Source organism: Rothia sp. HMSC066G02, from assembly GCF_001813145.1.
Lineage (GTDB): Bacteria > Actinomycetota > Actinomycetes > Actinomycetales > Micrococcaceae > Rothia.
On sequence record NZ_KV811595.1, the window covers coordinates 72,829 to 85,685 of the forward strand.

The 12,857-nt window shown below is 59.1% G+C and carries 10 protein-coding genes and 2 pseudogenes; 9 read left to right on the forward strand and 3 right to left on the reverse strand.

The genetic code is table 11. The annotated features are described in order from the left end of the window. From HMPREF2894_RS06110 to HMPREF2894_RS06120, 3 genes and pseudogenes are all read left to right on the forward strand, one after another. A pseudogene (locus tag HMPREF2894_RS06110) lies at positions 1 to 287 on the forward strand (peptide ABC transporter ATPase); the annotation flags it as partial. Positions 288 to 468: 181 nt separating this feature from the next. Further along, positions 469 to 1,206: a DUF6318 family protein gene (locus tag HMPREF2894_RS06115; protein WP_049345492.1), complete on the forward strand. Its 738-nt coding sequence runs from the start codon at positions 469 to 471 to the stop codon at positions 1,204 to 1,206. 126 nt (positions 1,207 to 1,332) lie between these two features. Next, on the forward strand, positions 1,333 to 2,043 hold the full coding sequence (locus HMPREF2894_RS06120) for a DUF6318 family protein (protein WP_049345490.1): 711 nt from the start codon (positions 1,333 to 1,335) through the stop codon (positions 2,041 to 2,043). A gap of 184 nt (positions 2,044 to 2,227) precedes the next feature. Here HMPREF2894_RS06120 and HMPREF2894_RS06125 read toward each other — a convergent pair whose 3' ends face one another. Beyond that, on the reverse strand, positions 2,228 to 3,496 hold the full coding sequence (locus HMPREF2894_RS06125; protein WP_044150409.1) for a DUF349 domain-containing protein: 1,269 nt from the start codon (positions 3,494 to 3,496) through the stop codon (positions 2,228 to 2,230). Positions 3,497 to 3,798: 302 nt separating this feature from the next. Between HMPREF2894_RS06125 and hisS the strand changes: the two genes are divergently transcribed. Further along, on the forward strand, positions 3,799 to 5,160 hold the full coding sequence (gene hisS, locus HMPREF2894_RS06130; protein ID WP_049350086.1) for a histidine--tRNA ligase: 1,362 nt from the start codon (positions 3,799 to 3,801) through the stop codon (positions 5,158 to 5,160). A 248-nt stretch (positions 5,161 to 5,408) separates the two neighbouring features. On the opposite strand, the gene HMPREF2894_RS09260 is transcribed toward hisS, so the two are convergent. After that, on the reverse strand, positions 5,409 to 5,801 hold the full coding sequence (locus tag HMPREF2894_RS09260; protein ID WP_231840307.1) for an endonuclease domain-containing protein: 393 nt from the start codon (positions 5,799 to 5,801) through the stop codon (positions 5,409 to 5,411). A gap of 378 nt (positions 5,802 to 6,179) precedes the next feature. Then, positions 6,180 to 6,365 (reverse strand): annotated as a pseudogene (locus HMPREF2894_RS09345) (type IV toxin-antitoxin system AbiEi family antitoxin domain-containing protein); the annotation flags it as partial. A 407-nt stretch (positions 6,366 to 6,772) separates the two neighbouring features. Between HMPREF2894_RS09345 and aspS the strand changes: the two are divergent. The 5 genes from aspS to rpsD all read left to right on the forward strand — a co-directional run bounded on the left by aspS (position 6,773) and on the right by rpsD (position 12,775). After that, positions 6,773 to 8,545: an aspartate--tRNA ligase gene (gene aspS / locus HMPREF2894_RS06140; RefSeq protein WP_044145827.1), complete on the forward strand. Its 1,773-nt coding sequence runs from the start codon at positions 6,773 to 6,775 to the stop codon at positions 8,543 to 8,545. 192 nt (positions 8,546 to 8,737) lie between these two features. Further along, positions 8,738 to 9,265, forward strand: coding sequence for a P-loop NTPase family protein (locus HMPREF2894_RS06145; RefSeq protein WP_049337468.1), 528 nt, complete (start codon positions 8,738 to 8,740; stop codon positions 9,263 to 9,265). Positions 9,266 to 9,371: 106 nt separating this feature from the next. Next, on the forward strand, positions 9,372 to 9,806 hold the full coding sequence (gene dtd / locus HMPREF2894_RS06150; RefSeq protein WP_049352473.1) for a D-aminoacyl-tRNA deacylase: 435 nt from the start codon (positions 9,372 to 9,374) through the stop codon (positions 9,804 to 9,806). A gap of 101 nt (positions 9,807 to 9,907) precedes the next feature. Beyond that, complete coding sequence (locus tag HMPREF2894_RS06155; protein WP_070678290.1) at positions 9,908 to 11,446, forward strand: replication-associated recombination protein A; 1,539 nt, start codon at positions 9,908 to 9,910, stop codon at positions 11,444 to 11,446. Positions 11,447 to 12,142: 696 nt separating this feature from the next. Continuing rightward, positions 12,143 to 12,775, forward strand: coding sequence for a 30S ribosomal protein S4 (gene rpsD / locus HMPREF2894_RS06160; RefSeq protein WP_005508739.1), 633 nt, complete (start codon positions 12,143 to 12,145; stop codon positions 12,773 to 12,775). Positions 12,776 to 12,857 lie beyond the last annotated feature (82 nt).

Here is a 12,857-nt window from a genome sequence, read left to right on the forward strand (position 1 = left end):
TCCGTGTGGATGGTGGCCCGTGGCAGATGATGATGGTGACTCCGCAGGCGACCAGTGATCCGTTGCTGGTGCGTGTCTGGTGGGTTGATGTGGGACGCGTAGCCGGTGACTGCAGCTATGACGACACTCGTTGGGGCTGCAAGAACGATCCGACGATGGGTAAGAAGGATAATCCGAACCCGCGTCTGCGCAAGGCTGATATCCGTACCGGTCAGCGTTGGCACCTGAATGATAACGGTGACGGGGACACGGAGTATTCACTGCACCGTGACTGGCCCGACATGTAAAGTCCACTGTGGGTCTTACGTTGAGAAGCCACATGTTCGCCGAGAAGCCACCATTCTCGTGGCTTTTCGAAACACATGTGGCTTCTCAGCTATCGGGGTTCTCCCCTTCAGCTGGTTAGTCTTCCGGTTTCTAACCAGCCCCCCTATTCACACTTCACACCGATACGAGGAATGTATTTCCATGACTTCCGTTATTTTGAACCGCCGCACACTGTTGAGCGGCGGTACCCTTCTGGGTCTTGGTGCCCTGCTTGCGGCATGCGGCCAGCAGGCGGCTAATGAGGCGAGCGCCTCGGCAGCACCGAGCGAGACCGCCTCCGCCACGCCGAGCGAAATGACTTCCGCTTCAGCTTCTACGGCGGCTTCCGATGCCTCTTCTGCATCAGCTACTCCGAGCCCGGTCATTACCCGCGGCTACTCCGGCGGCTCAAAGGCACCTGACGGGGAGTACCGCGGAGCTGACCCTAACGGTCCGGCACAAAACGTTCCGAAACCTGCATCACCTGAGGACGGATACCGAGAAAAATCCAATGAAGGTCTACGCAAAACACTCAACGCGTGGATTGAATGGAACAACTACGGCGCCCAAACCGGAGATTACAGCCAAGCACGCAAATTCGTTGATAGCAGCTTTACCGAACTACTAGACTCCTACGAAGGTCTTGAAGCCCTCTACAAGCGAGGCGGCTGGATTATCGCGGGACTTGATCACTACATTGCTGACGGGAACCCCTGGATCGAGGGGGAGACTTACTTCTGGAAGGCGTACCGGGAGTGGGGTTACGTTATGTACATTGAACCTAACGGTGATTGGAAGTCTTACGAGAATGACAGAAAGGATGACGACACGTGGAAGTTCTCGTTCAAGTACACCTCTGAGGGCTGGAAGATTATCGATTTTGAACAAGTAGATGACTAAATAGGAAATATAAAGCACTTATTAGTATCGCAAGAATTCTTATTCTTGCTTCGAGAATTTCTCTATCTTCCGCTTTCTAATCAGCATCCCCCATTCACACCACACCGATAGAAGGAATCTACTTCCATGACTTCCGTTTTTCTTACTCGTCGAGCGTTGTTGAACGGCGGCGCACTCATGGGTCTCAGTACCCTTCTTGGAGCCTGCAGTCAGCAGGCTAATAACGAGGCGGCAGCCACCGCCTCCGCAGCGCCGAGCGAAACGGCTTCGGCGTCTGTAGCGGTGTCGGAGTCGCCTTCGGCAAGCGCTACCCCGTCTACTGTCCGAGGCTACTCGGGCGGATCAAAAGCACCCGATGGCGAGTACCGCCCTGCTGATAAATACGGTCCAGCACAGAATGTACCGAAACCCAATGCTCCGGAAGACGGCTACAACGAAAAGTCTCTAGAGGGCATGCGTAAGACGATGGATGCCTGGATTTTGTGGGGTAATTACGGTACTCAAACTGGCGATTACTCGATGGCTTTCAAGTTCATGTCCCCTACTTTTGAAGACGAACGTAAGGCCTATACAGGCGTCGAGGAACTTTACAAAAGCGGCGGATGGGTCATTGGCGGTATAAACCATTATCTTGCTGACGGTAACCCCTGGTCAGAAGACGGTGAAACCTATTTCTGGAAGGCGTACCGCGAATGGGATTACGAGACTTATGTTGAATCTGACGGTAGCTGGCGCAAATGGAGTAATGACGATAAAACCGATGACACCTTTAGATTTGAGCTGAAGCACAACGGGCAGAAATGGGAAATCATGAATTATGAGCCCGTTGATGACTAGTCCCTCCAGCCGATCCTAAAAGTCCGCACCCCGCAGATATCCCGCATCCCACAGACACCCAGCAGACATTCCGCAGACACGCAGAAGCCACATGTGTTTCGAGAAGCCACCAAAAAGTGGCTTTTCGAAACACATGTGGCTTCTCGGCGTTAATTAGACCGTTATTTAGACCGTCGGCTAGACCTTAGTTGCCGAAGCCCTGCAGAGTTGCTGCCCAGGCGCGGCGCGCCTCCAGAGCTTCCTTAGCCTTGGCGATCTTCTTGGAGTCGCCGCCCTTTTCAGCTGCTGCGAGCTCTGCTTCCAGCTCGGCGAGGGAGTCCTCGATCTGTGCGAGCAGGGAGTTCGCGCGTGCCGCCTTGGCGGGGTCGTTGCGCTTCCACTTTGCCTCTTCGGCGCCGTTGATTTCGTCCTGAATACGGCGCAGTTCGCCGTCGACGCGGCGCAGGTCGTTGCGGGGCACGCGGCCTGCCGCATCCCAGCGGTCCAGGATCTTCTCGAAGGATGCCTTTGCTGCCTCGATGTCTTCGACGGGCAGGAGTGCGCGTGCTTCTTCGAGCAGTGCTTCCTTGACCTTGAGGTTTTCGGCGTAGACTGCGTCCTGCGCTGCTTCGGCTTCGTTGCGGGCGTTGAAGAACACGTCCTGTGCCGCGCGGAAGCGTGCCCACAGCTTGTCGTCTTCGCGACGGTGGCCGCGGGGTACCTGCTTCCAGGCGCGCATCAGGTCGCCGTATACGCGGGAAGTCTCAGACCAGTCAGTCGAGGTGGACAGCTCTTCCGCACGTGCAATCAGCTCTTCCTTGGCGCGCTTGATGCGTGCGTTGCGGTCGTCGAGCTGAGAGAAGTGTGCGCGGCGGTTGCGGTCGAAGGTGGTGCGGGCTGCACGGAAACGCTTCCACAGCTCGTCCTCTACGCTCTTTGCCAGGTGAATTTCGCGCTGTGCCTTCTTCCACGCTTCGAACAGTTCGTTCATGCGGGAGTGGGAGTTCTTCCAGTGGATCTGGTCGGGGTCCTGGCCGGCGATCTGCTCGGCTTCCGCGACGATTTCTTCGCGGACGGCGAGGGCGCGTTCACGGTTTTCGGTGCGTGCCTGCTGCTGCTTTTCGCCGAGTTCAGCGATCTGCTCTGCGAGGGAGATGAGGCGCTTCTGCAGGCCGGAGTAGTCACCGACCATGTTGCGCACACCAATCTGTGCACCGATGGAGGTGATGCCCTTCTGCAGGTCTGCGGCAGGGGCGTTGTTGGCGAGGCGGGATTCGAGCAGGGCAACCTGCGCCTCGACGTTTTCAAACTTGCGGGCGAAGTAGCTGAGCGCTTCTTCTTCGGAGGCGCCGGGCAGCTGGCCTACGGCGTATTCTTCGCCGTCGACAATGACGAAGACGTGGCCGTCCTCGGAGACGCGGCCGTACTGGCGTGCCTTTTCGAGGTTTACAGTGTCGTCGGGTTTGGTAGTCACCGCTATAACTCTTTCACTCGGGGGTGCTGGGGGTGGGGCGCCTTTGCGCTGTTCCCCGTGGTGGGCACCCGTTTGGGTGTGCGTGTGCACCTCCTAAGCATAGCCTCTGTGGGGTGTGTGTGAGTAGTGTCTGGTCGTGTTGTGTTGTGGGCGAACCTGCCGGCTGCGGGTTTGCGCGGGTTTGTGTCGGGTGAGCTGGGGGAGTGGGTGCTGTGCTGGGGCGGGTGTTGGTATGATGGGTAGATATGCCCGGAGGTGTTCCGGGGTTTTGTTGTCGAGTTCTTTGTCAAGGAGTATCGCGTATGGCTCGCAAGGCTTCGCTGTCTGGTTTTCCCGAGTATCTTCCGGCTGAGCGGTTGGTTGAGAATCATGTTCTGGACACTTTGCGTGAGACTTTTGAGTTGCACGGTTTCTCCCCGATTGAGACTCGTTCGGTAGAGACTATTGAGCAGCTGCTGCGCAAGGGTGAGATTGACAAAGAAGTTTACGCAATTTCTCGCCTGCAGGAGGACGAGGCTGCGAAGGCTAAGGAAAAGCTGGCTCTGCACTTTGACCTGACCGTGCCGTTTGCCCGTTACGTGGTGGAGAACGCCGGTTACCTGAATTTCCCGTTCTCGCGTTACCAGATTCAGAAGGTGTGGCGTGGTGAGCGTCCGCAGGAGGGCCGTGCCCGCGAGTTCACTCAGGCTGATATTGACGTGGTTGGCGACGGTGAGCTGCCGTTCCGTTACGACGTGACCTTGGCGCTGGTTGTTGTTGATGCGCTGTCGAAGCTGCCGATTCCTGAGTTCAAGCTGCGTGTGAATAACCGCAAGCTGGCTGAGGGTTTCTATCTGGGCTTGGGTTTGACTGATACTGCGGCTGTTCTGCGTTCTATTGACAAGCTGGAGAAGATCGGTGCTGAGCGTGTGGCTGAGGAGCTGCAGGCTGAGGCTGGTGCGAGCGCGGATGCTGCCGCTGCCGCCTTGGAGCTGGCGCAGATCCGCACTGAGGATGCTTCTTTTGTGGAGCAGGTGCGTGCGCTTGCGGCTAAGTATTCGGTGGAGCATGAGCTGCTGGATCAGGGTCTTGCTGAGCTGGCTGAGGTCATTGAGGAGGCGGCTCGCCGTGCGCCGGGTAAGGTGCTGGCTGACCTGTCGATTGCTCGCGGCCTGGACTACTACACCGGCACCGTGTATGAGACTGTTCTGGTTGGTCACGAGTCGCTGGGTTCGATTTGCTCGGGCGGCCGTTATGAGTCGCTGGCGTCGAACGGTAAGAAGACGTACCCGGGTGTTGGCCTGTCGATTGGTGTGACTCGTGTGGTGGCTCGTATTCTGTCGCAGGGTTTTGCGCAGGCGAGCCGTAAGGTGCCTTCGGCTGTGTTTGTTGCCCTGACGAATGATGAGGGCTGGTCGGCCGCGAATGATGTTGCAGATGCGCTGCGTGCCCGCGGCATTGCCTGCGAGGTGTCTGCGAATGCGGCGAAGTTCGGTAAGCAGATTAAGTACGCTGAGAAGCGCGGCATTCCGTTCGTGTGGTTCATTTCGTCGGATGAGTCGGGTGCCCCGGTTCACGAGGTGAAGGATATCCGTTCGGGTGAGCAGGTTGCTGCTGATCCGGCTTCGTGGATGCCGCCGGCTGAGGACCTGCACGTTCAGATTGTGCGTGCTGAGGGCCTGTAAACATTAGGGGCCTGTCATCTTAGGGCCTGTAATGCCTGCGGTGTTTTGCCGCTGTAGTATCTGGCTGCTGTAATAATTTGGTTACTGTAGCCTGCATATGGATGTGTACCCGCCTGGTGGGGAGGACTGACCTCCCTGCCGGGCGGGTCTTTTGTGTGAGCCCAGATTTTCGATAGGTTAGTGTCTTCGCCGTGGGTCTTTAACCCGGGGTGAAGGCGCTAACCTATCGACTGAGGCGTTTCCTCGCTTTATCTCAAGAGTAGTTTCCGCAAGTGGGTGATGACTTCCCGCTCTTTTTGAAAGATGTCAGCCCATGTGAGGTGTACGACCGTCCAGCCGGCGCGGGTTAGAGCACGGTCGCGGGTGGCTTCGTAGCGGTCCCTGCCGGGGTGGTCCACGTATTTCTGTTCGCCGTCGAACTCGAGAATGACGCGCGCCTCGGGCCAGGTGAAGTCCACTCGATAGTTACGGCCTTCGCATGAAATCGGGTACTGCGTTACGGGGAGGGGCAGCCTGTGCTCCATGAGTAGGCACCGGGTGAGGCTTTCACCAGCCGACTCGCTGGATGCATCCACCGCCTGCGCCAGGAGAGGCCCGGCGGAGCCGCCGTACCCGGTGAGGTTCAGTAGAATCTCAGTCACCTCGTGGGGTTCCAAGAGTTTCCGCCGCATGATGGAGTCAGCGAGGACCACCGCCTCCCGAAAGGGCATGCTGCGAGCACAATCCTGCAGCGTGCGAGCCACCGTCGTAACCATGATGGATGTGCCCGGCAACCTGGTGACTTCCTCGGGGCCAGGGGCGCTGTAATGCCGGGTGATTCTTCCCTTGTCAGAGGTGCTATGACTACAGCTATACACGCTTATCATTTGGGGAACAGAGAGTACATCAAGTCCCCATAGCGCCGCGGCTGATGTGTGGGAGAAGATTCCTTGAAGACCCATCATCTGAGCAGCGATGCACCGTACCGTGAGCCGCTCTTCGGGGGTGAGCGCTTGGGCATCGCGGGTGTAAATATAGGCTCCTCGCTGGATACGTTGCAGAGACCCTTCCGCCACTAGCTTGCGAATGCGTTTTGGCCCGATTCCTCGCAGGTTGAGCATCTGGGAGTTCAGCACGAATGGGTGCAGATCTGCGGCGCGGGTAATTTCTGGTGTAGCCGGTAGTACGTTTGGGACGCGTTGCCACGGAATAGTTACGGTGTTCATAGGCTTTATCCTGGCAGGCTGTGTGAGGTTGTGGGGCTTGTTTGTGAAATCTGTGGATAACTTCGCGGATTCTACCGAAAAAGTGTTTGTCCACAGGCATGCGGAGTGGATTCCCCGGTAATACTTCGATAGGGTAGTGGCTTTTCGATAGGTTAATGCCTTCACCCCGGGTTAAAGACCCATGGCGAAGACACTAACCTATCGACCGCAGACACCCACGAACCTGCCGCCCTACCCGCATCCCGCCTCCGCACCCCATTTTCTGGTGCCTGACTTGCCCCGACCCGCCATCGACCTGCCCGGAGGGGATACAATATATGAGGCGCACGCAGTGTGCGCATATCATCAACCGCGTGTACCCGGCTACTGTCTATAGTCGTGAGGTGCCCGCTATGAAAGGAATGTCTGTGCTTCGCACTCACACCAACGGCGAGCTGACCGCCGCAAATATTGGAGAGACTGTTACCCTGACCGGTTGGGTGGCTCGCCGCCGCGACCACGGTGGTGTCGCTTTCGTTGACCTGCGTGACCGTGAGGGTGTCACCCAGTGTGTTTTCCACAATGAGGCTGATTTTGAGCACCTGCGCAACGAGTATGTGCTGCGTGTGACCGGTCTGGTGACTAAGCGCCCGGAGGGTAACGAGAACCCGAACCTGGCGACCGGCGAGATTGAGGTTGAGGTGTCCGCCGTTGAGGTGCTGAACACTGCCGCTCCGCTGCCTTTCCAGATTGACGAGCACGTTGAGGTGGGTGAGGAGGCGCGCCTGCGCTACCGCTACCTGGATCTTCGCCGCCCGGAGCCGGCTCGCATCATGCGCCTGCGTTCGGACGCGAACCGTGCGGCACGCAACCTGCTGGCCGAGGACGGCTACATTGAGGTTGAGACCCCGACCCTGACCCGTTCGACCCCTGAGGGTGCGCGTGACTTCCTGGTGCCGGCTCGTCTGGCTCCGGGTTCTTGGTATGCTCTGCCGCAGTCCCCGCAGCTGTTCAAGCAGCTACTGCAGGTGGGCGGTATTGAGAAGTACTACCAGATTGCTCGTTGCTACCGTGATGAGGATTTCCGTGCGGACCGTCAGCCTGAGTTCACTCAGCTGGACATCGAGGCTTCCTTCGTTGATCAGGAAGACATCATTGAGCTGGGCGAGCGCATCGTTGAGGCTGTGTGGAACCTGATTGATGTGAAGGTTCCCCGCCCGATTCAGCGCATGACCTACAAGGATGCGATGGAGAAGTACGGTACGGACAAGCCTGACCTGCGTTTTGGTCTGGAGCTGACTGAGCTGACCGAGTACTTCAAGGACACCACTTTCCGCGTTTTCAAGGCTCCTTACGTGGGTGCTGTTGTGATGCCCGGCGGTGCTTCTCAGCCTCGCCGTACCCTGGACGCTTGGCAGGAGTGGGCGAAGCAGCGCGGCGCTAAGGGTCTGGCTTATGTCCTCATTCAGGAGGATGGCGAGCTGACCGGTCCGGTGGCTAAGAACATTACTGACGCTGAGCGTGCTGGCCTGGCTGAGGCTACCGGTGCGAAGCCCGGCGACTGCATCTTCTTCGCTGCTGGTGAGGCTAAGGCTTCCCGTGCGCTGCTGGGTGCTGCTCGTGTTGAGATTGGTCACCGTACCGGCCTGATTAAGGACGGCGAGTGGTCCTTCGTGTGGGTTGTTGACGCTCCCATGTTCGAGTCTTCTGCTGAGGCTACTGAGTCCGGTGACGTGGCTCTGGGTCACTCCGCGTGGACTGCTGTGCACCACGCGTTCACCTCCCCGAAGCCCGAGTTCATGGATACTTTCGACACTGACCCGGGTTCGGCTCTGGCGTACGCTTACGACATTGTTTGCAACGGTAACGAGATTGGTGGCGGTTCGATCCGTATTCACCGCCGTGACGTGCAGGAACGCGTGTTCGCTGTGATGGGCATTGGTGAGGAAGAGGCTCAGGAGAAGTTCGGCTTCCTGCTGGATGCGTTCAAGTACGGCGCACCGCCCATGGGTGGTATTGCGTTCGGTTGGGACCGTATTGTGTCTCTGCTGGCTGGCGTTGATTCGATCCGCGAAGTTATTGCGTTCCCGAAGACCGGTAATGGTTTCGATCCGCTGACTGCGGCTCCTGCACCGATTACTCCGGAGCAGCGTAAGGAAGCTGGCGTTGATTTCAAGCCGAAGAAGAAGGACGAGGAGTAATCTTCTCTAGTCTTTGGTCGTGCGCCCCGTAGGGGGTGCGGGCTGTGCGGCGTGGGCCCGGCGGGCGTTGAGTTGTGCCGGGGTCGCCGTTGAGGGTGGGCTGTGTATTCTGCTGGTGCAGGGTCGCAGCCCACCTTTTGTATCAACTGGCGTGCGTGCCGATTTGTGTACTAACCAAAGGGGGAGGGGAGGATGCGTATTCTGATTGCTGGCCCGAGCGGTAGCGGTAAGACGACGTTCGCGGCGCGGTTAGGGCGCCTCCTGGACATTCCGCATACGGAGATGGACTCGTTGCATTGGGGTCCGAACTGGACTCCGCGCCCTAGTTTTGAGGCGGATGTTCAGACACTCATTGAGCGGCCTGCGTGGATTACGGAGTGGCAGTATCCGCAGGTGCGTGGCCGCCTGCTGGAGCGTGCGGATGTGGTGATTTACCTACGCTATAGCCGTGCGGTGGTCATGTGGCGTGTGGTTCGCCGGACGGTGCGTCGTGCGGTGACGGGTCAGAGGCTGTGGGCTGATAATGTGGAGCCGCCGCTGAAGAATATTCTGCGCGACCCGGACAACATGATTCGGTACACGTGGAGGAGCTACCCGCACGTCGGGGAGTTGCTGGCGGAGGCTCGCGGGCAGCATCTGCAGAAGCGTTTTATTGAGTTTCGTACCCCGCGGGCGGCGAACCAGTTTTTGCGTGCCGTGCAGTTGCGCGGCGTGCTCTGAGGCTGTTGCCTCTAGAACTGCGGCTCTCCTAAACCAGCCGCCGAGAGTGGTGTCGAAAGAGATGTATGAGCCCGGCGAGGGCCGGCTCCATGATGAAAGGTGAACGATGCGAGTAGTTATTCAGCGTGTGACCCGCGCGGCGGTGCGCGTGGCGGGTGAGACGGTCGGCGCGATTGACCAGCCCGGCTACCTGGTGCTGGTCGGTATTACGCACGGTGACGGTGCGGCGCAGATTGCGAAGCTTGCCGATAAGACCGCGAACCTGCGCCTGATGGAGGGGGAGAAGTCCCTGCTCGATGAGGGCGCACCCGTGCTGGCGGTCAGCCAGTTCACCCTGTATGGGGATGCGAAGAAGGGCCGCCGCCCCTCCTGGTCTGCCGCTGCGCCCGGCGCGGTGAGTGAGCCGCTGTTCAACGACTATGTTCAGGCGCTGCGTGAGCGTGGCCTGCACGTGGAGACCGGCGTGTTCGGTGCGGACATGCAGGTGGAGCTGGTCAATGACGGCCCGGTGACCCTGATTCTCGATAGTGAGACCCTCTAGGCCGGCGCTAACCCGTGTGGTGTCACGCCGCGAGCTAAATCCGCAGCTGTATACCCACACCCCGTACCCGCCTCCAGATTGTGAAACGATAGAGTAAGACTATGGCTGATTCCCTCTTTGATCTTGAGTTGCCCGATGACGGGGACCGCGTGAGCCTGATTGGTGCGCCTGCTGAGGAGCCCTCCTCGCGTGCCTCTGCCTCGCGTACGTATTCTGCGCGTTCGGCGTCTCGTGCGCCGTTGGCGGTGCGTATGCGTCCGCGCACTATTGACGAGGTTCTCGGCCAGGAGCACCTGCTGACTCCGGGTGCGCCTCTGCGCGTGTTGGCGGGGGAGAACGCCGGCCCGGCTGGCCCGTCCTCGGTGATTTTGTACGGCCCTCCGGGTACGGGTAAGACCACTCTGGCGCATGTGATTGCGCGCGCGCCGGGTCGTAAGTTCGTGGAGCTTTCGGCGATTACCGCGGGCGTGAAGGATGTGCGCGCAGTCATGGATCAGGCGTTGCTCGACCGCGACATGTACGGTACGACCACAGTGCTCTTCCTCGACGAGATTCACCGTTTCACGAAGGCTCAGCAGGATGCGCTCCTGCCCGGCGTGGAGAACCGCTGGGTGATTCTGGTGGCGGCTACGACGGAGAACCCGTCGTTCAGCATTATTTCGCCGCTGCTTTCGCGCTCGCTGCTGCTGCGGGTTCATTCGCTGGAGCAGTCCGATATTGAGCAGCTGATTGACCGTGCGTTGGCTGACCCGCGCGGTTTTGACGGTGCGGCGGTCATTGATGAGGATGCGCGCGCCCACCTCGCGGCGGTTTCGGGAGGCGACGCTCGCCGCTCCCTGACCTCGCTGGAGGCGGCGGCTGCGATTGCGTTTAGCGAGGCCGAACAGGCTTCGGCAGAATCTGCCCGCTCCGCCGAGGATTTGGCAGATTTGGCAGACCCGGCGGGGGAGTCGGGGGAGAAGTCTACGAAACCTGCCGCGCCCGTGCGCATCACCCTGGCGCATGCTACGGAGGCGGTGGACCGCGCCGCGATCCGCTACGACCGTTCGGGCGATCAGCATTATGACGTGGTGAGTGCGTTCATTAAGTCCATGCGCGGCTCTGATGCGGATGCCGCGGTGCACTATCTGGCGCGCATGTTGGAGGGCGGCGAGGATCCGCGTTTTGTGGCGCGTCGCATCATGATTTTGGCGAGTGAAGATATTGGCCTGGCTGATCCGCAGGCGTTGCAGGTGGCGACGGCTACGGCGCAGTCGGTGGCGCTGGTGGGCATGCCGGAGGCGCGTATTATCCTGTCGCAGGCGGTGATTTATTGTGCGCTCGCGCCGAAGTCGAACGCGGCGTATAACGCGATTAACCGCGCGATTGCGGATGTGCGTGCGGGTGCTTCGGGTCAGGTTCCGGTGCATTTGCGTGATGGTCATTATGCGGGGGCTAAGCAGTTTGGTCACGGCGTGGGGTATGTGTATGCGCATGATGAGCCGGGGCATGTGGCGGCGCAGCAGTACCTACCGGATACTCTGCGCGGCACGGTCTACTACGAGCCGACTCAGCATGGTTTTGAGCGTACGTTGACGGAGCGTCGTGAGCGTATTCGCCGTATTTTGGATGCGGCACCGGTGCAGGATACGACCCGTTAGCTTACGTGGCTCCCATCGAGCCGTCTACTACTTTGAGTGCTGACCACCGGGGGAGTGGCGTGCCTCGGCAGGCAGGTAGCCGTATAGAGCAAGCAGCCGTATAGGGCTGAGCGCAAACAGAAAGCGGTGCGTAGTACCTCGGTAGTACTGCGCACCGCGTCAGAGTTTTGAGTTGTGATAGACGTCTTGACTGTCGGCCTTCCCGGAAGGGCGGACGCCAAGCTTGTTATGTTCTCTAGTCTAGGCGATATGGGGGTCTGATTCAAGCTATTCCCATAAAGACACAGGTTAAAAATAACGAAATGATTACAATCCAACATCCCGGCGCCGTGATTTTTTCGGGAAGTCGCACCTAAATAGCTCTGACGGGCATAAATAATTCTTGCGGGGTCGTGTGGGTAAGTATCAAAAACCCACACGCACAGTGATTTGAACCAAAGATTTCCCAAAAGGCTGGTAAAGCCCGGACGCATCCGGTAAGCTTGACGGGTCTGGCAATTACTATGCCCGCATTCGTGCGAGCGTCAGTAATGTAGCTGCGGGGTACTCTGCCCCGAGCTCTCCGCCCCACCGCCGTACAGCAACGACCGAACCGGTCGCGTACGGATCCCGGCGGGGTCAACCGAGGAGGCCAGTATTCAACAGACCGAGGCCCCACCCGCAAGGGTGCAGGAGCCTCACATAGAAAGGTAGATTGTGGCTAAGCACAACCGCACCCGCCGTACCGTGCGTCAGTCCCGTGCCCTGGGCATTGCACTGACCCCGAAGGCAGAAAAGTACCTCGAGCGTCGTCCTTACGGCCCCGGCCAGCACGGCCGTGCCCGCAAGAAGGCTGACTCCAACTACGCTACCCAGCTGAAGGAAAAGCAGCGTCTGCGCGCTCAGTACAACATCCGCGAGGCACAGATGCGCCGCGCATACCTCGAGGCAAAGCGTACCGAGGGCCAGACCGGTAAGAACATGGTCGAGCTGCTCGAGACCCGCCTCGACGCTCTGGTTCTGCGTGCAGGCTTCGCCCGCACCATTGCACAGGCACGTCAGATGGTTGTTCACCGTCACATCATGGTTGACGGCGTTCGCGTGGACCGCCCCTCGTTCCACGTCAAGCCCGGCCAGCTGATCCACGTTCACCCCAAGGCTGAGAAGACCACCCCCTTCCAGGCTGCGGCTGCAGGTGAGAACCAGGCAGTTCTGCCCGAGGTTCCCGCATACCTGAACGTTGAGATCGAGAAGCTGCACGCAAAGCTTGAGCGCAAGCCCAAGCGCGAAGAGATCCCCGTGATCTGCGACGAGCAGCTGGTCGTTGAGTACTACTCGCGTCTGGCATAATCTCGATTTTTCGAGAAGCAACCCGTCCTGCACCGTTCGGTGGGGGCGGGTTGTTCCCGTTTAACGCGTGGGTTTTTGGGGC